Below are 19,913 nucleotides of genomic sequence, written 5' to 3' on the forward strand. Positions count from 1 at the left end.
GACGTCGATCACGTCGTAGACCTCGAAATTCGCACGCACAGCCCCTAAACTCGGACACATGTCGAAACGAGAACACTGGGGACTGGGCGCCAAGCTGGCTGTTGCAGCGGCGCCGTTCGCCCTGCTCGCGCTGCTGTCGATCACGCTTACGCTGTGGATGTCCTGGCAGCTCGACGGCGGCGCAGCTGCCGTCAACGAGGCCGGTCGCATGCGCATGCAGGCCTACCGGATGTCGCTGCTGGTCGCCACCGGCGAACGCGAAGCGCTGCCGCACGCGCGACGCGAATTCGACCGCAGCCTTGAACTGCTGCATGCCGGCGACCCCGAACGCCCGCTCTTCATGCCGCTGGACAACGACATCCGGCGCAGCTTCGATCAGGTACGCGGCGACTGGCGTATCTACAGCGAGCGCTGGCTCGACGCCGCACCACGCGGCACCGACGGTCTGCGCGATGACACCGCGCGCTTCACCGGGCGCATCGATGCGCTGGTGGCCGGCATCGAGAACCACATGTCGCACTGGACGGCGCTGCTCAACCTGCTGCAACTCGCAACGATGGCGCTGGCGGTGATCGGTGCGGCCGTACTCCTCTACATCGGCTATCTGTTCGTTCTCGAACCGGTGGGTCAGCTCAAGCAGGCGCTGGAACGGATACAGCAGGGCGATCTGGGCGCCCGCGTCGAACGTGGCAGCAGCGACGAGTTCGGCACGCTGGCCGACGGCTTCAACGACATGGCGGAACAGATACAGGCCATGTACCGCAATCTCGAAGCGAAGGTGACGAGCAAGACGGCCGAGCTGCAGGAGAAGCGCGAGCGGCTGGAGGCACTGTACGAAGTGACCTCGCTGATCGCCACCGCCCGCTCGCTGGAAGAACTGGCGCGCGGCTTCGTCGGTTACGTCGCGCGCGCCGTGCACGCCGACGGCGTCGCGCTGCGCTGGTCCGACGAATCGAACCAGCGCTATCTGCTGCTCGCTTCGCAGGGGCTGCCCGCCTACATGACCGACGGCGAACGCTGCCTGAAGGCGGACGAATGCCATTGCGGCGCGCCGAACGCCCCGCCCTACGCCCGCGTCATTCCGATCCGTACGATGGGTGGCGAGGCGCTGCAATACTGCGGCGAAGCAGGCTTCGAAACCCTGGTGTCGGTTCCGGTCCGCCTGAAGGACAGGCTGATGGGCGAAGTCGACCTGTTCTTCCATGCCAACGTCGAACTGTCGGCGCCCACGCGTTCGCTGCTTGAAGCGCTGGCGACGCATCTGGCCAGCGGCATGGAAAACCTGCGCCTGAACGCGCTGCAGAACGAGGCTGCGGTATCGCAGGAGCGCAACTTCCTGGCCAGCGAACTGCACGACTCGATCGCACAATCGCTGGCTTTCATGAAGATGCAGGTCGAAATGATGCGCGAGGCGCTGGCCACGCACGACGAAGCCAGTGCGCGCACCATGCTGGACGAACTCGATGCCGGCCTGCGCGAAAGTTCGGGCGACGTGCGCGAACTGCTGCTGCACTTCCGCACCCGCGCCAATTCCGAGGACATCGAAGCCGCCCTGCTGTCGACGCTGCGCAAGTTCGAGCACCAGAGCGGCGTACGCGCCTCGCTGGCGATGCGCGACCACGGTCTGCCGCTGTTGCCGGACGTGCAGATACAGGTGCTGCACATCGTCCAGGAAGCCCTGTCGAACGTACGCAAGCACGCGCGCGCCAGCCATGTCTGGCTCGACGTGCAGCAGCAGCCGCAGTGGCGCTTCGAAGTGCGCGACGACGGTCGCGGCTTTTCCACCGACGGCGGCCCGCCGGACGAAACCCACGTCGGCCTGCGCATCATGACCGAACGCGCCGCGCGCATCGGCGCCCGCATCGAGGTGTTCTCGACGCCCGGTCGCGGCACCTCGGTGATGCTGACGCTGCCGGCCAGCGACCCCACACTGCTCGACCTCCAGCCCATGCAGGCCGCCTCATGAACAGCACGCACCGCGACGCCCCGATCCGCATCCTGCTGGTCGATGATCACACCCTGTTCCGTCGTGGCCTCACTGCGCTGCTGTCGCGCGACCCGATGCTGCAGATCGTCGGCGACGCTGCCGACGCCGGCGAAGCGCAGCGGCGCGCCGAGGCGCTGCAACCCGATGTCATCCTGCTCGACAACCACCTGCCCGGCGTCAATGGCGTCGACGCGCTGCCGGCCCTGCGCGAAGCGGCCCCACAGGCACGCCTGATCATGCTCACCATCAGCGAGGACGGCGAGGATCTGGCCGCCGCGCTGCGCGCCGGCGCCAGCGGCTACCTGCTGAAGACGATGGAGGGCGAAGCGCTGTCGCGGGCCATCCACCGCGCCGTGCGCGGCGAACCGGTGGTGGCCGACGAAATGACCGGCAAGCTGGTCGAGGTCTATCGACAGGCGGCGGCACCGGTGGCGCCTGCTGCAGCGTCCGCGCCACAGAGCGGCGCATTGTCGCCGCGCGAAACCGACATCCTGCGCGGTATCGCCCGCGGTGACAGCAACAAGGTGATCGCCCGCGACCTCGGCATTGCAGAAACCACGGTGAAGATCCACGTGCAGCACATCCTGCGCAAGCTGGGCGTCAGTTCGCGCGTGCAGGTCGCCGTCATCGCGGTGGAACGCGGCCTGATCTGACATCCGCACCGCGGCCACCGCATCCGTCGCCAACTTCATGCGCAATTCCTGTGCGAGGGGCCGACGTCGCAACGCGGCGGCTGCAGTCCGCGTTCTTTGATCCGGCCCCGCTGTCGCGTTCAGAAGACCGCGGCCGCAGAATCCCGCCCGGGCGACCGGTCCAGGCGTACGCCCTGTAGGAGCGGTCCTCTGACCGCGACGCGGCGGTCGCAGGCCACCGGCTTCGATACCGGTTGCTGTCGCGATCGGACGCCCGCTCCCACGGGAATCCAGCTCCTGCGACCGCTCAGGCGCGCCTCCTCTGAGCACGAGGGGTCAAGGCGCCTGCGCGACACCTTCCAGCGTACGCGTATTGACCCTGGTCAACCCTCGTCCAACCGGACGATGCAGTAGTTCTTCAGAACTACACGAAGGCCCCGGCCATCGTTCTTCCGCACCCTCGGCGCGCTACCACCGAAGGATGCCGCCGTACTGCCCCGCTCCCTAAGATCGCCTCAGTCTTAAAGGGAGGATTCCGTCATGACCAGGAAAGGGCAGGCACTGTCGGTGCTGATCGTCAGCACCCTGGCATTCACCGTGTGCTTCATGGTGTGGATGATGTTCGGCGTGATCGGCATACCGATCAAGAAGGCGCTCGACCTGAACGCCACGCAGTTCGGTCTGCTGACCGCCACACCGGTGCTCACCGGCTCGCTGGTGCGGGTGCCGCTGGGCATCTGGACCGACAAGTACGGCGGTCGCATCGTCATGACGCTGCTGATGGCGGCCACCGTGCCGGCCATCTGGATGATGAGCTACGCCACCGAGTACTGGCACTTCCTCGTCATCGGCCTGTTCGTCGGTCTGGCCGGCGGTTCGTTCTCGGTCGGCACCCCCTATGTCGCACGCTGGTTCCCGAAGGCGCAGCAGGGCTTCGCGATGGGCGTCTATGGCGCCGGCAACTCGGGCGCTGCGGTGAACAAGTTCGTCGCACCGGCCCTGCTGGTCGCTTTCGGCTGGACCATGGTGCCGCAGGTGTACGCCGCCATCATGCTCGGCACCGTCATCATCTTCTGGCTGTTCAGCCACAGCGACCCGGCCCACCTGGTGCCGAGCAACGTGCGCTTCGTCGACCAGCTGAAGGCACTGAAGGACCCGCGCGTGCTGAAGTACTGCCAGTACTACAGCATCGTGTTCGGCGGCTATGTCGCGCTGAGCCTGTGGATGGTGCAGTACTACGTCGGCGAGTACGGCCTCGACATCCGCGCCGCCGCGCTGCTGGCCGCCTGTTTCTCGCTGCCCGGCGGCGTGCTGCGCGCCATCGGCGGCTGGCTGTCCGACAAGTACGGTGCGCACAGCGTCACCTGGTGGGTGCTGTGGGTGAGCTGGATCTGCCTCTTCCTGCTCAGCTATCCGCAGACCCACTTCACCATCGTCACGGTTGAGGGCCCGAAGACCTTCGACATCGGCCTCAACGTGTATGCCTTCACCGGCCTGATGTTCGTCCTCGGCATCGCCTGGGCCTTCGGCAAGGCCAGCGTGTTCAAGTACATCAGCAACGACTACCCGGCCAACATCGGCACCATCAGCGGCATCGTCGGTCTGGCCGGCGGCCTTGGCGGCTTCGTGCTGCCCATCATGTTCGGCGCCCTGCTCGACCTGACCGGCATACGCTCCAGCGCCTTCATGCTGATGTACGGCGTGGTGTGGGTGTCGCTGATCTGGATGTACTTCACCGAAGTTCGCCGCACCCCGCTGATGGACGGCACGTCCGCAGCCCAGTCCTGAACCGGACACCACGGAGATCATCATGAACGCAAGTACACACGCCGGCACACGTCCGGTACAGGGCGCCCCCCGCGGCCCCGATGTCGAGGACTGGCGGCCGGAGGACGATGCCTTCTGGGAATCGACCGGCAAGAAGATCGCCTACCGCAACCTGTGGATCTCGATTCCCGCGCTGCTGTGCGGATTCGCGGTCTGGGGCATGTGGGGCATCATCACCGTGCAGATGCTCAACCTGGGCTTCCCCTTCACCCAGGACCAGCTGTTCACGCTGACCGCCATCGCCGGCATCTCCGGCGCCACGATGCGCATCCCGGCCTCCTTCCTGATCCGGCTGGCCGGTGGCCGCAACACCATCTTCCTGACCACGGCCATGCTGCTGGCGCCGGCCATCGGCACCGGCATCGCGCTGCAGCACACCGACTGGCCGCTGTGGGTGTTCCAGCTGATGGCGCTGTGGTGCGGCGTCGGTGGCGGCAACTTCGCCAGCTCGATGTCCAACATCAGCACCTTCTTCCCGAAGCGACTGCAGGGCACCGCGCTGGGCCTCAACGCCGGCCTCGGCAACTTCGGCGTGACGACGATGCAGATCGTCATCCCGCTGGTGATGACCGTGCCGCTGCTCGGCGCCTTCGGCGGTGAGCCGATGACGCTGATGAAGGACAGCGGCTGGATCTTCGGCAAGATCGCCGCCGGTACGCCGACCTGGATCCAGAACGCGGGCTTCGCCTGGGTGCTGTCGCTGGTGCCGCTGTCCATCCTGTGCTGGTTCGGCATGAACAACCTGAAGGCCGTGTCGCCCGACACCGGCAACCCCATCGTCGCCTTCTCGAAGATCACCTATCTGTACACGCTGGCCTTCGTACCGGCGATCTTCATGCTCTATCTGTACCTGCCGGCGCCGACCGGTCTGGGCCTGCTGAACATGTGGGTGGCGATTCCGCTGGACATCATCATGGCGCTGACCGTGATGAAGCTGGCCGCCTTCGGCCCGATGCGCGAAGGCGTGACGCGGCAGTTCAAGATATTCAGCGACAAGCACACCTGGTCGATGACCATCCTCTACATCGTCACCTTCGGTTCCTTCATCGGCTTCTCGATGGCGCTGCCGCTGGCGATGAAGGTGATCTTCGGCGTCAGCCACGTGCCCGATGCCAATGGCGTCATGCAGCACACGCTGCCGAACCCGAACGCGCCCACCGTGCTGGCCTTCGCCTGGATCGGCCCCTTCGTCGGTGCCGCAGTGCGCCCGATCGGCGGCTGGATCTCCGACAAGTGGGGCGGCTCCATCGTCACGCAGATCATCTCGCTGGTGATGGTCGTCGCGTCGGTGGCGGTCGGCTACGTGATGAAGCTGGCCTACAGCTCCGCCACGCCCGAGCAGTACTTCCCGATGTTCCTCGGCCTGTTCATCGTGCTGTTCTTTGCCAGCGGCATCGGCAACGGTTCGACCTTCCGCACCATCGGCGTCATCTTCGATCGTCAGCAGGCCGGCCCGGTGCTGGGCTGGACGTCAGCGGTCGCCGCCTACGGCGCCTTCATCGCACCGGTGGTCATCGGTGCGCAGATCAAGGCCGGTACACCCGAGCTCGCGATGTACGGCTTCGCCGCGTTCTACGCGATCTGCCTGTTCATCAACTGGTGGTTCTACCTGCGCCGCAACGCCTACGTGAAGAACCCCTGACCCCATGCCCCCGCCGAGCCCCGCAACAGGAGAGCACACATGAGCCACTTTCTCGACCGACTGACCCACTTCTCCGCCCCGAAGGAAAGCTTCTCGGGCGACCACGGCATCGCCACCGGCGAGGACCGCAGCTGGGAGGACGCCTACCGCGACCGCTGGGCGCACGACAAGATCGTGCGCTCCACCCACGGCGTGAACTGCACGGGCTCCTGCTCGTGGAAGATTTACGTCAAGGGCGGCATCGTCACCTGGGAAACCCAGCAGACCGATTACCCACGCACCCGCTGGGACATGCCCAACCACGAACCGCGCGGCTGTGCGCGCGGTGCCAGCTACAGCTGGTATCTGTACAGCGCCAACCGCGTCAAATACCCAATGGTGCGCGGCCGCCTGCTCAAGACCTGGCGTGAGGCGCGCCTGAAGCACGGCCCGGTCGAAGCCTGGGCCTCCATCGTCGAGAACGACGCCAAGCGCCGCGACTACCAGCAGGTGCGCGGCCTCGGTGGCTTCGTCCGCTCCAGCTGGGACGAGGTGAACGAGCTGGTCGCCGCCGCCAACGTCTACACCATCAAGAAGCACGGCCCGGATCGCATCATCGGCTTCTCGCCGATCCCGGCCATGTCGATGGTGAGCTATGCCGCGGGCAGCCGTTACCTGAGCCTGATCGGCGGCGTCTGCATGAGCTTCTACGACTGGTACTGCGATCTGCCGCCGTCCAGCCCGCAGATCTGGGGCGAACAGACCGACGTGCCCGAATCGGCCGACTGGTACAACTCGACCTACATCATCGCCTGGGGCTCCAACGTGCCGCAGACGCGCACGCCGGACGCCCACTTCTTCACCGAGGTCCGCTACAAGGGCGCGAAGACCGTCGCCGTCACGCCCGACTACGCCGAAATCAGCAAGCTGGCCGATCTCTGGCTGCACCCCAAGCAGGGCACCGACGCCGCGGTGGCGATGGCCATGGGCCACGTCATCCTGAAGGAGTTCTACTTCGACAAGCGCAGCGCCTATTTCGACGACTACGCGCGCCGCTACACCGACCTGCCGATGCTGGTGCTGCTGAAGGAGCACACGCTGCCCGACGGCAGGACGGTGATGGTACCGGACCGCTACGTGCGCGCCAGCGACTTCAACGGCAAGCTCGGTCAGGCCAACAATCCTGACTGGAAGACGGTGGCCTTCGACGAGAACGGACGCGTCGTGCTGCCCAACGGCGCCATCGGCTTCCGCTGGGGCCCGGACGGCCGCGCCGATGCCGGCCAGTGGAACCTCGAAGCGAAAGAAGCGCGCCACGGCGGCGACGTGAAGCTGAAGCTGTCGGTGCTCGAAGGCGATACCAGCCCGGTCGAGCACACGCAGGTCGCCTTCCCCTACTTCGGCGGCATCGAGCACGAACACTTCCCGAACAGCCCGCAGGGCGGCGGCGACGTGCTGCTGCGGACGGTGCCGGTGCAGCGCATCGCGCTCGGCAAGGCCGGCGACAAGCGCGACGCACTGGTGGCTACCGTGTTCGACCTGCAGGTCGCCAACTACGGCGTCGGCCGCAACCTCCCGGGTGATAACGGCGCCAGCAGCTACGACCAGGACATCGCCTACACGCCCGCCTGGCAGGAGAAGATCACCGGCGTGCCGCGCGACCAGATCATCACCGTCGCCCGCCAGTTCGCCGACAACGCCGACAAGACCAAGGGCAAGTCCATGGTCATCATCGGTGCGGCGATGAATCACTGGTACCACTGCGACATGAACTACCGCGGCATCATCAACATGCTGATGATGTGCGGCTGCATCGGCCAGAGCGGCGGCGGCTGGGCGCACTACGTGGGTCAGGAGAAGCTGCGCCCGCAGACCGGCTGGACGGCGCTCGCCTTCGCGCTCGACTGGATACGCCCGCCGCGCCAGCAGAACTCGACCAGCTTCTTCTACGCCCACACCGACCAGTGGCGCTACGAAAAGCTGGGCGTCGAGGAAGTGCTGTCGCCGCTGGCTGACGCCTCGCAGTTCGGCGGCAGCATGATCGACTACAACGTGCGCGCCGAGCGCATGGGCTGGCTGCCCAGCGCGCCGCAGCTGAAGACCAATCCCATCCAGGTGGTGCGCGAGGCCAATGCCGCGGGCGTCGATCCGAAGGACTACGCGGTCGGCGCGCTGAAGACCGGTCAGCTCGAACTGAGCTGCGAAGACCCGGACGCGCCGCAGAACTGGCCGCGCAACATGTTCGTCTGGCGCTCGAACATCCTCGGTTCCAGCGGCAAGGGTCACGAGTACTTCCTGAAGCACCTGCTGGGCACCAGCAACGGCGTGCAGGGCAAGGACCTCGGCTCGGACGACGCCAAGCCTCAGGAAGTGAAGTGGCACGCGGAAGCACCCGAAGGCAAGCTCGACCTGCTGGTGACGCTCGATTTCCGCATGAGCACCACCTGCCTGTATTCGGACATCGTGCTGCCGACCGCCACCTGGTACGAGAAGAACGACCTCAATACCAGCGACATGCACCCCTTCATCCACCCGCTGTCGACCGCGGTCGACCCGGCCTGGCAGTCGAAGAGCGACTGGGACATCTACAAGGGCTTCGCTAAGAAGTTCAGCGAGGTGTGCGTCGGTCACCTCGGCGTCGAACGCGAACTGGTGCTGACGCCGCTGATGCACGACAGCCCCGCCGAACTGGCGCAGCCCTTCGGCGTCGCCGACTGGAAGCGCGGCGAGTGCGAACTGATCCCGGGCAAGACGGCACCGCAGATGACGGTGGTCGAGCGCGACTACCCGAACGTCTACAAGCGCTTCACCGCGGTCGGTCCGCTGCTGACCAAGGTCGGCAACGGCGGCAAGGGCATCGCCTGGAACACGCAGGACGAGGTGCGCCAGCTTGGCGAACTGAACGGTCTGGTCACCGATGAAGGCGCGACCAAGGGCATGCCGAAGATCGACACCGACATCGACGCCTGCGAAGTGGTGATGATGCTGGCGCCGGAAACCAACGGTCAGGTCGCGGTCAAGGCGTGGAAGGCGTTGGGCAAGCAGACCGGGCGCGATCACGAACACCTGGCCATCTATCGCGAGGACGAGAAGATCCGCTTCCGCGACATCCAGGCGCAGCCGCGCAAGATCATTTCCAGCCCGACGTGGTCCGGCCTCGAAAGCGAGAAGGTGTCGTACAACGCCGGCTACACCAATGTGCATGAACTGATCCCATGGCGCACGCTGACCGGCCGCCAGCAGTTCTACCAGGACCATCCGTGGATGCGCGCCTTCGGCGAAGGCTTCGTGAGCTACCGCCCGCCGGTGGACCTGAAGACGACGGCCGCGATCGCCGGCATCAAGAGCAATGGCAATCCGGAGATCCAGCTCAACTTCATCACGCCGCACCAGAAGTGGGGCATCCACTCCACCTACAGCGACAACCTCCACATGTTGACGCTGAACCGCGGCGGCCCGGTGATCTGGCTGTCCGAGGACGACGCGAAGAAGGCTGGCATCGTCGATAACGACTGGGTCGAACTGTTCAACGTGAATGGCGCGATCACGGCGCGCGCCGTGGTGAGCCAGCGGGTGAACCCGGGCATGGTGCTGATGTACCACGCACAGGAAAAGATCATCAACACGCCGGGATCGGAAATCACCGGTGCGCGCGGCGGCATCCACAACTCGGTCACCCGCATCGTGCTGAAGCCGACGCACATGATCGGCGGCTATGCCCAGCTGTCGTACGGCTTCAACTACTACGGAACCATCGGCACCAACCGCGACGAGTTCGTCGTCGTACGCAAGATGAAGCGCATCGACTGGCTCGACGGCGAAGCCGCTGCCACCGATACCGCCCACGCCTAAGGAGACATGACATGAAAATACGCGCTCAGATCGGCATGGTGCTCAACCTCGACAAGTGCATCGGTTGCCACACCTGCTCGGTCACCTGCAAGAACGTGTGGACCAGCCGTCCCGGCATGGAATACGCGTGGTTCAACAACGTCGAAACCAAGCCCGGCATCGGTTACCCGAAGGAATGGGAAAACCAGGACAAGTGGCAGGGTGGCTGGATGCGCAAGAGCGACGGCTCGATCGCGCCGCGCCAGGGCGGCAAGTGGCAGCTGCTGATGAAGATCTTCGCCAACCCGCACCTGCCGGAAATCGACGACTACTACGAGCCCTTCACCTTCGACTACGACCACCTGCAGTCGGCGCCCGAAATGAAGGCGACGCCGACCGCACGGCCGCGCAGCCTGATCACCGGCCAGCGCATGGAGAAGATCGAATGGGGCCCGAACTGGGAAGAGATTCTCGGCGGCGAATTCTCGAAGCGCTCGAAGGACAAGAACTTCGACGAGGTGCAGAAGGACATCTACGGCCAGTTCGAGAACACCTTCATGATGTACCTGCCGCGCCTGTGCGAGCACTGCCTGAACCCGGCCTGCGTCGCGAGCTGCCCCTCGGGCAGCATCTACAAGCGCGAAGAGGACGGCATCGTGCTGATCGACCAGGACAAGTGCCGCGGCTGGCGCATGTGCGTGTCCGGCTGTCCGTACAAGAAGATCTACTACAACTGGCAGTCGGGGAAGGCCGAGAAGTGCATCTTCTGCTACCCGCGCATCGAGGCCGGTCAGCCCACGGTGTGCTCGGAAACCTGCGTCGGCCGCATCCGCTACCTCGGCGTGCTGCTGTATGACGCCGACCGCATCCAGGAAGCGGCTTCGGTCGAACATGACCGCGATCTCTACCAGGCTCAGCTCGACATCTTCCTCGACCCGAACGATCCGAAGGTGATCGAACAGGCCCGTGCCGACGGCATCCCGGATTCGTGGATGGAAGCCGCCCGCCGCAGCCCGGTCTACAAGATGGCGGTGGAGTGGAAGGTGGCGCTGCCGCTGCACCCGGAATACCGCACGCTGCCCATGGTGTGGTACGTGCCGCCGCTGTCGCCGATCACCGCCGCCGCCAACGCCGGCCAGGTCGGCGTCAATGGCGAAATCCCGGACGTGAATCAGCTGCGCATCCCGGTCAAGTACCTCGCCAACCTGCTTACCGCCGGCGACACGCAACCGGTCGTGCGCGCACTCGAACGCATGCTGGCGATGCGTGCCTACCAACGCGAGAAGCACGTCGATGGTCGCATCAATACGGCAGCGCTGACCCAGGTCGGCATCAGTCAGGCCGCAGTCGAGGACATGTACCACGTGATGGCGATCGCCAACTACGAGGACCGCTTCGTCATTCCGTCGGCCCACCGCGAGTACGCGGAGAACGCCTTCGACGTGCGCGGCGGCTGCGGCTTCTCCTTCGGCAACGGCTGCTCGGAAGGCAGTTCCGATACCAGCCTGTTCGGCGGCAGCAAGCGCCGGACCATTCCGATCAAGGCGGTGGTCTGAATGTGTGCCCCCACGCTCACTGCGTTCGCTGCCCCCCGAGGGGGCTGCGCTCGCCCTTGGGGCGGCCCGGCGGGCGGCGCGTTCGCATCTGCAGGCGCCAATTGTCCTCCGCTTGGCGGACTGTGCACATGCCCGCCACAACTCGTTCATGAGGATCCTCTCAATGTTTAGTCCACCGAAGATGACCCACACGCTGCGCGCCTGCGCGCTGCTGATCGGCTACCCGGACGCGAGCCTGCGCGGCATGCTGCCGTCGATCGCCACCGCACTGCACGACGAGGCCGCGCTGTCGGCGGGCCGTCTGGCGGAACTGGAGGCGCTGATCGAAGCGCTGCAGCAACAGGCCCCGCTGGACACCGAAGCCGCCTACGTCGAACTGTTCGACCGTGGTCGCTCGACTTCGCTGCACCTGTTCGAACACGTGCATGGCGATTCGCGCGACCGCGGCCCGGCGATGATCGATCTGGCGCAGACCTACGAGAAGGCCGGCCTCTTCCTGTCGCCGGGCGAACTGCCGGACTACCTGCCGGTGGTGCTCGAATTCGCGTCGACCCAGCCACCGAAGGAGGCGCGCGCCTTCCTCGGCGAAATGACGCACATCCTGAATGCGTTGTTCACGGCACTGGTCAAGCGCGAAAGCCGCTACGCCAGCGTGGTCGGCGCACTGATCGAACTGGCCGGCGAACGTGCGCAGGCGGTCAAGATCCAGCCGGACGAAGCACTCGACGACAGCTGGGCCGAACCGCTCGCCTTCGACGGCTGCTCCTCGCACGGCCAGGCCAAACCCGGAGCCGCGCAACCCATACACCTCGTCCGCAAGTCCTCCGCCACTCAAGGAGTACAACCATGACTTCCTGGCTCGACAACCTGCTGTTCGGTTACTACCCCTACATCTGCCTCGCCGTGTTCTTCATCGGCAGCCTGCTGCGCTTCGACCGCGACCAGTACACGTGGAAGAGCGATTCGTCGCAGCTGCTGCGCCGCGGTCAGCTGCGCCTGGGCAGCAACCTGTTCCACATCGGCGTGCTCTTCCTGTTCTTCGGGCACTTCTTCGGCATGCTGACGCCGCACATCGTCTATGAGCACTTCATCGGCGCTGGCGCCAAGCAGCTGGTTGCGATGGTGACCGGCGGCATCGCCGGCCTGCTCGGCTTCATCGGCCTGACCATCCTGCTGCACCGCCGGCTGACCGAGCCGCGCATCCGCGCGACGTCGAAGACCAGCGACATCGTCATCGCCGTGCTGCTGTGGGTGCAGTTGCTGCTCGGTCTGGCCACCATCCCGCTGTCGGCACAGCACCTGGACGGCAGCATGATGCTGCTGCTCGCCGAATGGGCGCAGCGCATCGTCACCTTCCGCGCCGGCGCGCCGGAACTGCTGGCCGAAGCGGGCTGGGTGTTCAAGACCCACATGTTCCTCGGCATGACGATCTTCCTGATCTTCCCCTTCACCCGTCTGGTGCACGTGTGGAGCGGCTTCGCGTCGGTACTGTACGTGTTCCGCCCCTACCAGGTGGTGCGCGCACGCCGGCTCAACCTGCCGGCCGGACACAATCAGCCGCGCCAGCCGGGCGCCGGTGTCTGAGATGATGTGAAGGATGCGTCGCGGCTGCGCGGCGCATCCATTCATAAAAGGATCGAGGAGACACCATGCAGTCCACGCAAGACAGCCGCGGCATCGCCCGCGTCAACGGCATCGCGATCAACGGTGCGGACGAGGAGGTTACGCCGGACGAACTGCGCAACCGCGCCTGCACCGAACTGCTGCGTCAGGCGGCACAGCAGGCCGGCCTGCTGTCGGCCAGCGACGAACAGTCGGCCGACGGCCTGATTTCGGAAGAGGCCGCCACCGCCATCGACACGCTGATCGGCCAAGCGGTGCAGGTGCCGGAGCCGTCCGAGGACGCCTGCCGCCGTCACTACAGCGCCCACCTCGGCCGCTACACCGTGGGCCAGCGTGCGCGCATGCGCCACATCCTGTTCGCGGTGACGCCGGGCGTCGACGTCAATGCGCTGCGTGGTCGCGCCGAAGCGGTGCTGATCGACGTACGTGCGCACGCCGACGGCGAAGACCCCTTCCCCGACGCCGCCCGGCAGAACTCGAACTGCCCGAGCAGCGAACGCGGCGGCGACCTCGGCTGGCTGGCGCCGGAGGAAGTGGTGCCGGAATTCGCCCGCGCCATCTTCGGTCAGCACGACATCGGCGTTCTGCCGCGCCTGGTGCACAGCCGCTTCGGCTTCCATGTGATCGACGTGCAGGAGCGCGAGGCCGGCACCGTGCAGCCCTTCGAGGAAGTACGCGGCACCGTCGCCGCCTCGCTGCGTCAGCAGAGCTTCGCCACCGCGCTGCGCCAGTACGTCGCGCTGCTGGCCGGCCAGGCCGTACTCGAAGGCATCGACATGGACATCGCCGACACGCCGCTGGTGCAATGAGTTCAATCGCGCGCGGCGCCGTGTGACACCGGTCTGACCCGGATCAACACGGCGCCGCGCGTGATGCTCACACTGGGCGGCGCCCGCAGTTCCGGACCTTTCCGACATGCAAACATCCCGCACCGCCCACGCAACGCTCCCCCGAAAACCCGCCCTCGTCTGCCCGGCCGGCTCGCTGCGCGCGCTGACGCTGGCCATCGATGCCGGCGCCGACGCCGTCTACATGGGCCTGAAGGACGCCACCAACGCACGCAACTTCGCCGGCCTGAACTTCGACCTCGCGCAGGCGCGCGACGGCATCGCCTACGCCCGCAGCCGCGGTCGCGAAGTGCTGATGGCACTCAACACCTTCGCCGACGCCCGTGCGCCCGAGCGCTGGTTCGCCGCGGTCGATGCCGCCGCCGGACTGGGCATCGACGCGCTGATCTGCGCTGACACCGCGGTGCTGGCCTACGCGCGCGATCACCATCCCGATCTGCGTCTGCACCTGTCGGTGCAGGCTTCGGCCACCACCTGGGAAGCGATCGAGTTCTACCGCGAGCGCTACGGTATCCGTCGCGCCGTGCTGCCGCGCGTGCTCACGCTGCCGCAGGTCGAACAGGTGTGCCGCAACAGCGCGGCCGAGATCGAGGTGTTCGGCTTCGGCAGTCTGTGCGTCATGGTCGAGGGCCGCTGCGCGCTGTCCTCCTATGCGACGGGCCAGTCGCCGAACACCGCCGGCGTCTGCTCGCCGCCATCGGCGGTCCGCTGGGAGGACGGCGCCAGCGGCGTGTCCGCCCGTCTCAATGGCGTGCTGATCGACCGCTACGCGCCGGACGAGCCGCGCGGCTATCCGACGCTGTGCAAGGGTCGCTTCGAGGTCGACGGCGCACGCGATTACGCGCTGGAAGAACCGACCAGCCTGAACACGCTGTCGCTGCTGCCGCAGCTGATGGACATGGGCATTGCCGCGATCAAGATCGAGGGGCGCCAGCGCAGCCCGGCCTATGTCGAACAGGTCACCCGCGTCTGGCGCGCCGCCATCGACGACTGCGCCGCGCAGCCGGCGCGCTTCGGCGTGCAGCCGCAATGGACCGCCGCGCTCGGCCGCTGGGCCGAAGGCCAGCAGCACACGCTGGGCGCCTACGACCGGCCGTGGCGGTGAATCCATGAACACACCCATGAACACCCGCATCGCCCTGACCGTCGGCCCGGTGCTGTACTACTGGCCGCGCCGAACGCTGCTCGACTTCTACGCCGAAGTCGCCGAGTCACCCGCCGACACCGTGGTACTCGGCGAAGTCGTGTGCAGCCGCCGCCACGAAATGAAGGCGGAGGACTGGCTCGCCCTCGCGCGCGATCTCGCCGCCTGCGGCAAGGAAGTCGTGCTGGCCAGCCAGGCATTGCTCGAATCGGCCGCCGACCTGCGCGCACTGCACCGCTGGGCCGACCAGACAGAATTCCTGGTCGAAGCCGGCGACGCCTCGGCGCTGCGCGCACTGGCTGGCCGGCCCTTTGTGCTCGGCCCGCACATCAACGTCTACAGCCAGCCAGCACTGCGCGAGCACGCAGGGCTCGGCGCCATCCGCTGGGTGGCACCGGTCGAACTTGCGCTGGACGCGCTGGCACTGATCAACCCGCCGGCCGCGCCAGTGAACGGCGGACCGGCGAACGACACATCGGTCGCCACCGAGGTGTTCGCCTTCGGCCGTCTGCCGCTGGCCTTCTCGGCACGCTGTTTCACCGCGCGCCATTTCCACCTTAGCAAGGACCAGTGCGGCTTCCGCTGCATCGAACACCCGGACGGCCTGCTGCTCGACACCACCGAACAGCAGCACTTCCTCGCCCTGAATGGCATACAGACGCAGTCGGCGGCGCAACACTGCCTGATCGCCGACGCCCCGGCATTGCGCGCCGCCGGTGTCACCCGCGGCCGGCTGTCACCCACCTCGCGCGACTTCGCCACCGTGGTCGATCTGTTCGAACGCACCTGGAACGGCCCGGCCGACGCCGCTGACGCCGCCGCCGCGCTCGAAGCGCTGAGCCTGCCCGGCGGTCTGGTCAATGGTTACGCCCACCGCCGTCCCGGACTGGAAAGGATGCCCGCATGAAGACCTCGTTCCCGATCAGGCTGCCGGCACTGCCGCCGCCACCCGCCGCACTGCGCACGCTGATCGCTCGCCTGCCGATACAGCCGCCGTCGCGGCTGCTCGCCGCCGCGCTGAACCGCGTGCTGCGTCCGCGCCTGCCGGCCGATGCGGCACTCGAACTTGCCGACCGCACGGTCGAGATCGAGGTGCGCGACTTCGGCCTGCGTTGCCGCCTCGCACTGCGCGACGGCCGCTTTCGCAGCGCGCCCGACCACGGCCCGGTCGCGCTGCGCATCGCCGCCGACAGCGCCAGCTATCTGCGCCTGCTGCGCGGCGACGACGACGCCGATCGCCTGTTCTTCGAACGCGCGCTGGTGATGGAGGGCGACACCGAGTACGGCCTGCTGCTGAAGAACACGCTGGACGCCATCGGTCCGCTGCTGCACCGACCCGCCTGAACCGGAGGACACCGCCATGCCCGACGAACTGCTCGCCCGCCTGCGCCGCTTTCACGACCACACCTTTCCTGGCGTGCAGGACCAGTTCCAGCACCTGGTGCGCGACGGCCAGCACCCGACCATCCTGTTCATCGGCTGTTCGGACTCGCGCCTGGTGCCCTATCTGCTGACCGGAACCGGTCCGGGCGAACTGTTCATCGTGCGCAACGTCGGCGCCTTCGTGCCGCCCTACGACGGCGGCACGCAGCGCGGCGAACTGGCTGGCTTCCACGGCACGGCTGCAGCGATCGAGTACGCGGTACTCAACCTGAAGGTCGCCCACATCGTCGTCTGCGGCCACAGCCATTGCGGCGGTGTGCGTGCGCTGTACGAAGGCGTCGGGCCGGACGCGCCGAATCTGAACGCCTGGCTCGACCTCGGGCGTGAAGCGGTGCTGCCGGTGCAGCTCACCGACGAGGCGCTGCGCCGCACCGAACAGCGCGCCGTGGTGCTGCAGCTGGAAAGGCTGATGGACTATCCGATGGTGCGCCGTCAGGTCGACGCCGGTCAGCTCGCGCTGCACGGCTGGCACTACGTGATCGAGGACGGCGAGGTGCACGTGTTCGATGTACACGTCGGCGCCTTCGTGCCGGCATCGAGTTCAGACCACAGCGGCACCGGTCCCTTCCTGCCCTTCGCCAGCGACGACATCAGCCCGGTGGATGCGTGGTGAGTCATACTCGCACCATGCCCACGCATGACCTGCCCCACGACTTCGCGCCGAGCAACCGTCGCGATTTTCCCGGCCGCCGCTGGCTGCTGGTCGCGCTGCGTTCGCTGCATCTGGTCGGCGTCGTGCTGGTGGGCAGCGCGCTGCTGACCGGCCAGGACGAGTACCGCCGTGGCGCCGCCGCGCTGATGCTGGCAACCGGCCTCGGCCTCTACGGCATCGAGGTGTGGAGCAAGCCGCGCCACGCGGTCGAACTGGCCGGACTGTTCATCCCGCTCAAACTGCTCGGCGTCGCGGCGATGGTCGTGCTGCCGCAGCTCGCCGCCGGCCTCTTCTGGCTTCTGCTGATCGCCTCGTCCGTCGTGTCGCACGCACCGGCGCACTTCCGCCACCTGCGGGCCGGGCGCGATCACTGAACGACGCGAGCGGGCCGCGCCTCAGGCGAGCATGCGCACCTGCGCCTCGCGCGCCCACTGCCGCGTACCGGCCGCCGCAACGAAGGCCGCCGGATCGTCGGCCGCAACCACGCCTGCGTCGACCTGAAGGCCGCCCGCACGAAACAGCGCCTGCCCGCCCGCGTCGAGCGCCAGCGCCTTCAGATGGCCGAACGCGTCGCGCACGAAATCGATGGCAGCCGACTCTTTCAGCAGCGTCGCCGCCCCCTCTTCCGACAGCAGCACGGCCACCGCGTCGAACAGCACCGACGGCGCGCCGGCAAGCTGCATGTCCGCAGCCCGCATCGCGCCATCCGACATGCATGCGCCACCGACCTTCGGAGCAACGATCTTCACCCGCGCACCGGCCTGGGTGAGGGCGACCATGAGCACATCGACGGTGACGCGATCCGAACCGTCGGCGATCAGTATCCCGACCACCCGGCCGGCGAGCGTCGGCGATGTCTTGCCGATGGTGCGCAGCGGCGGCGAGGGCGGCAGGTCCTGCACCGGGCACGCCGGCAACGGGGCGTCCGGCAGCGAATCGAGGGCAAGGCCCTTCGCAACGCGCTGCGCCAGCGCCTCGTCGATGTTGCGCAGATGTCCCGTCATCGCCTGCCGCACGTGCAGGTGTTCCACCTTGGACAGCTCGAACACCAGCGCGGACGCGATGTGGGCCTGTTCGTATTCCGTCTGGCTGCGCCAGAACTGCCTGGCCTGACTGTAGTGGTCGGCGAAGCTCTCGGGACGGACACGCCCCTTGTCGCCCCCCTCGGCGACCGCTGCGCTGCGGAAGCCGTCCGGCGTCTCGCGCGCCGGTGGCGGCGCCAGTGAACTGGGTTCGTAGGCGACGCGCCCCTTCGGCTGCAGCATCTGCATGTGACCGTCGCGCTGCTGGTTGGCAAAGGGGCACTTTGGCGCATTGACCGGAATCTGGTGGAAGTTGGGCGAACCGAGCCGCAGCAGCTGGGTGTCGAGATAGGAGAACAGGCGCCCTTGCAGCAGCGGATCGTTCGAGAAGTCGATGCCGGGCACGATGTTCGCCGGACAGAAGGCGACCTGTTCGGTTTCGGCGAAGAAGTTGTCGGGCCAGCGGTCGAGCACCAGGCGACCGATCACCTGCAACGGCACCCACTCCTCCGGTATCAGCTTGGTGGCATCGAGATGGTCGAACGGAAAGTCGGCGGCCTGCTCCGCGGTAAACGGCTGCACCGCCAGCTCCCACTCGGGGAAGTCGCCGTTGCTGATCGCCTCGAACAGGTCGCGCCGGTGGTAGTCCGGGTCGGCGCCGGCAATCTTCACGGTTTCGTCCCACACCGTCGATTGCAGGCCCAGCCTGGGCCGCCAGTGGAACTTCACGAAGGTCGACTCGCCGTCGGCATCGAGCAGCCGGAAGCTGTGGATGCCGAAGCCCTCGATCATGCGCAGCGAGCGCGGCAGCGTGCGGTCGGACATGATCCACATCACCATGTGCATGGATTCCGGCGTCAGCGAAATGTAGTCCCAGAAGGTGTCGTGCGCAGTCGCCGCCTGCGGGAAGCCGCGGTCGGGCTCCATCTTCACGGCATGCACCAGATCGGGAAACTTCATCGCATCCTGGATGAAGAACACGGGAATGTTGTTGCCGACCAGGTCCCAGTTGCCCTGAGGCGTGTAGAACTTGACGGCGAAGCCCCGCACATCGCGCGGCGTGTCGATCGACCCGGCACCGCCGGCCACCGTGGAAAAGCGGCAGAAGACGGGCGTGCGCGCGCCCACCTCGGTCAGCACCTGCGCCGTCGTGTACTCGCCGAGCGAGCGCGTCAGTTCGAAATAGCCGTGCGCGGCCGAGCCGCGGGCATGCACAATGCGTTCGGGAATGCGCTCGTGATCGAAGTGGGTGATCTTCTCGCGGAGGACGAAATCCTCCAGCAGCGTCGGGCCGTGCGCGTGCGCGCGCAGCGAATTCTGGTTGTCGGAGACGGGCGCACCCTGATTGGTGGTCAGCGCGGGCTGATCGCCCTGCGCCGTCTGGTGAAGTTCTCCGCCCGCTGCATGCCGGGCCGCGCTGTCGTCAGCGCCGCCCGTTTTCCTTGCCTGCCTGCTCATATGCGATGTCCTCCGTGTTGATCGTTCGATGCCGCACGGCGGCCGCCGCCGCCGCGCGTCCTTCACGTCCCGTTACGTCTGCTCCCGGACGAACGGGCTGCGTGGCGCGAAGAGGAGGACGCTTTGCAAGCGCGGTGCCCGGCCCCGCCGCACCGCGCGCGGGCCGGCTGCCCGCATTCCGGGTAAATCCTGGCAATCCGCTTGAAGAATGTGCGCGGCCTGCGGGCTGCTGCGGGCATCGGCCACCGTGAGATCGGGAACAGCGATTG

The 19,913-nt window shown here is 66.8% G+C and carries 15 protein-coding genes; 14 read left to right on the top strand and 1 reads right to left on the bottom strand.

What is annotated here, in order from left to right; all coding sequences use genetic code 11:
• The first annotated feature begins 58 nt into the window (after positions 1-58).
• From WDZ97_RS11485 to WDZ97_RS11550, 14 genes are all read left to right on the top strand, one after another.
• Positions 59-1,966, top strand: coding sequence for a type IV pili methyl-accepting chemotaxis transducer N-terminal domain-containing protein (locus tag WDZ97_RS11485; protein WP_425762821.1), 1,908 nt, complete (start codon positions 59-61; stop codon positions 1,964-1,966).
• Positions 1,963-2,640, top strand: a complete 678-nt coding sequence (locus WDZ97_RS11490) for a response regulator (RefSeq protein WP_425762822.1) — start codon at positions 1,963-1,965, stop codon at positions 2,638-2,640. Before WDZ97_RS11485 ends, WDZ97_RS11490 begins: the two co-directional genes overlap by 4 nt.
• Positions 2,641-3,159: 519 nt before the next feature.
• Complete coding sequence (locus WDZ97_RS11495; protein WP_425762823.1) at positions 3,160-4,407, top strand: MFS transporter; 1,248 nt, start codon at positions 3,160-3,162, stop codon at positions 4,405-4,407.
• Between the two features lie 22 nt (positions 4,408-4,429).
• Entirely contained in the window at positions 4,430-6,088 is a 1,659-nt protein-coding gene (locus WDZ97_RS11500) for an MFS transporter (protein WP_425762824.1), read from the top strand.
• Between the two features lie 39 nt (positions 6,089-6,127).
• Positions 6,128-9,919 carry a nitrate reductase subunit alpha gene (locus tag WDZ97_RS11505; protein WP_425762825.1) on the top strand — a complete coding sequence of 1,264 codons (3,792 nt, stop codon included), beginning with the start codon at positions 6,128-6,130 and terminating at the stop codon, positions 9,917-9,919.
• Positions 9,920-9,930: 11 nt separating this feature from the next.
• Positions 9,931-11,454: a nitrate reductase subunit beta gene (gene narH / locus WDZ97_RS11510; protein ID WP_425762826.1), complete on the top strand. Its 1,524-nt coding sequence runs from the start codon at positions 9,931-9,933 to the stop codon at positions 11,452-11,454.
• Between the two features lie 163 nt (positions 11,455-11,617).
• Positions 11,618-12,304 carry a nitrate reductase molybdenum cofactor assembly chaperone gene (gene narJ / locus WDZ97_RS11515; protein WP_425762827.1) on the top strand — a complete coding sequence of 229 codons (687 nt, stop codon included), beginning with the start codon at positions 11,618-11,620 and terminating at the stop codon, positions 12,302-12,304.
• On the top strand, positions 12,301-13,038 hold the full coding sequence (gene narI, locus WDZ97_RS11520) for a respiratory nitrate reductase subunit gamma (RefSeq protein WP_304006337.1): 738 nt from the start codon (positions 12,301-12,303) through the stop codon (positions 13,036-13,038). Before narJ ends, narI begins: the two co-directional genes overlap by 4 nt.
• 65 nt (positions 13,039-13,103) lie before the next feature.
• Positions 13,104-13,886 carry a peptidylprolyl isomerase gene (locus WDZ97_RS11525; RefSeq protein ID WP_304006340.1) on the top strand — a complete coding sequence of 261 codons (783 nt, stop codon included), beginning with the start codon at positions 13,104-13,106 and terminating at the stop codon, positions 13,884-13,886.
• 106 nt (positions 13,887-13,992) lie between these two features.
• Entirely contained in the window at positions 13,993-15,030 is a 1,038-nt protein-coding gene (gene ubiU, locus WDZ97_RS11530; protein WP_425762828.1) for a ubiquinone anaerobic biosynthesis protein UbiU, read from the top strand.
• 4 nt (positions 15,031-15,034) lie between these two features.
• Positions 15,035-15,976 carry a U32 family peptidase gene (locus WDZ97_RS11535; protein ID WP_425762829.1) on the top strand — a complete coding sequence of 314 codons (942 nt, stop codon included), beginning with the start codon at positions 15,035-15,037 and terminating at the stop codon, positions 15,974-15,976.
• The gene (gene ubiT / locus WDZ97_RS11540; protein WP_304006349.1) at positions 15,973-16,413 is read left to right on the top strand and encodes a ubiquinone anaerobic biosynthesis accessory factor UbiT; all 441 of its coding nucleotides are present in this window, start codon (positions 15,973-15,975) and stop codon (positions 16,411-16,413) included. Before WDZ97_RS11535 ends, ubiT begins: the two co-directional genes overlap by 4 nt.
• A 16-nt stretch (positions 16,414-16,429) precedes the next feature.
• The gene (locus WDZ97_RS11545; RefSeq protein WP_304006353.1) at positions 16,430-17,125 is read left to right on the top strand and encodes a carbonic anhydrase; all 696 of its coding nucleotides are present in this window, start codon (positions 16,430-16,432) and stop codon (positions 17,123-17,125) included.
• A gap of 14 nt (positions 17,126-17,139) precedes the next feature.
• Positions 17,140-17,538 (top strand): hypothetical protein, encoded by a 399-nt coding sequence (locus WDZ97_RS11550; protein ID WP_425762830.1) that lies wholly within the window; start codon positions 17,140-17,142, stop codon positions 17,536-17,538.
• 21 nt (positions 17,539-17,559) lie between these two features.
• Here the strand turns inward: WDZ97_RS11550 and WDZ97_RS11555 are convergent, their stop codons facing one another.
• The gene (locus tag WDZ97_RS11555) at positions 17,560-19,644 is read right to left on the bottom strand and encodes a catalase (RefSeq protein WP_425762831.1); all 2,085 of its coding nucleotides are present in this window, start codon (positions 19,642-19,644) and stop codon (positions 17,560-17,562) included.
• Between the last annotated feature and the right edge of the window lie 269 nt (positions 19,645-19,913).

The sequence above is a fragment of the Methyloversatilis sp. MC4-4 genome (assembly GCF_049843555.1).
GTDB classification, from domain to species: Bacteria; Pseudomonadota; Gammaproteobacteria; order Burkholderiales; family Rhodocyclaceae; genus Methyloversatilis; species Methyloversatilis discipulorum_B.

Coding starts and splice junctions, on each gene's coding strand:
- WDZ97_RS11505 (WP_425762825.1), top strand. CDS start 6,128: ATGAGCCACTTTCTCGACCGACTGACCCACTTCTCCGCCCCGAAGGAA.
- WDZ97_RS11495 (WP_425762823.1), top strand. CDS start 3,160: ATGACCAGGAAAGGGCAGGCACTGTCGGTGCTGATCGTCAGCACCCTG.
- ubiT (WP_304006349.1), top strand. CDS start 15,973: ATGAAGACCTCGTTCCCGATCAGGCTGCCGGCACTGCCGCCGCCACCC.
- WDZ97_RS11535 (WP_425762829.1), top strand. CDS start 15,035: ATGAACACACCCATGAACACCCGCATCGCCCTGACCGTCGGCCCGGTG.
- WDZ97_RS11525 (WP_304006340.1), top strand. CDS start 13,104: ATGCAGTCCACGCAAGACAGCCGCGGCATCGCCCGCGTCAACGGCATC.
- WDZ97_RS11545 (WP_304006353.1), top strand. CDS start 16,430: ATGCCCGACGAACTGCTCGCCCGCCTGCGCCGCTTTCACGACCACACC.
- WDZ97_RS11555 (WP_425762831.1), bottom strand. CDS start 19,644: ATGAGCAGGCAGGCAAGGAAAACGGGCGGCGCTGACGACAGCGCGGCC.
- WDZ97_RS11485 (WP_425762821.1), top strand. CDS start 59: ATGTCGAAACGAGAACACTGGGGACTGGGCGCCAAGCTGGCTGTTGCA.
- narH (WP_425762826.1), top strand. CDS start 9,931: ATGAAAATACGCGCTCAGATCGGCATGGTGCTCAACCTCGACAAGTGC.
- WDZ97_RS11500 (WP_425762824.1), top strand. CDS start 4,430: ATGAACGCAAGTACACACGCCGGCACACGTCCGGTACAGGGCGCCCCC.
- WDZ97_RS11550 (WP_425762830.1), top strand. CDS start 17,140: ATGCCCACGCATGACCTGCCCCACGACTTCGCGCCGAGCAACCGTCGC.
- WDZ97_RS11490 (WP_425762822.1), top strand. CDS start 1,963: ATGAACAGCACGCACCGCGACGCCCCGATCCGCATCCTGCTGGTCGAT.
- narI (WP_304006337.1), top strand. CDS start 12,301: ATGACTTCCTGGCTCGACAACCTGCTGTTCGGTTACTACCCCTACATC.
- ubiU (WP_425762828.1), top strand. CDS start 13,993: ATGCAAACATCCCGCACCGCCCACGCAACGCTCCCCCGAAAACCCGCC.
- narJ (WP_425762827.1), top strand. CDS start 11,618: ATGTTTAGTCCACCGAAGATGACCCACACGCTGCGCGCCTGCGCGCTG.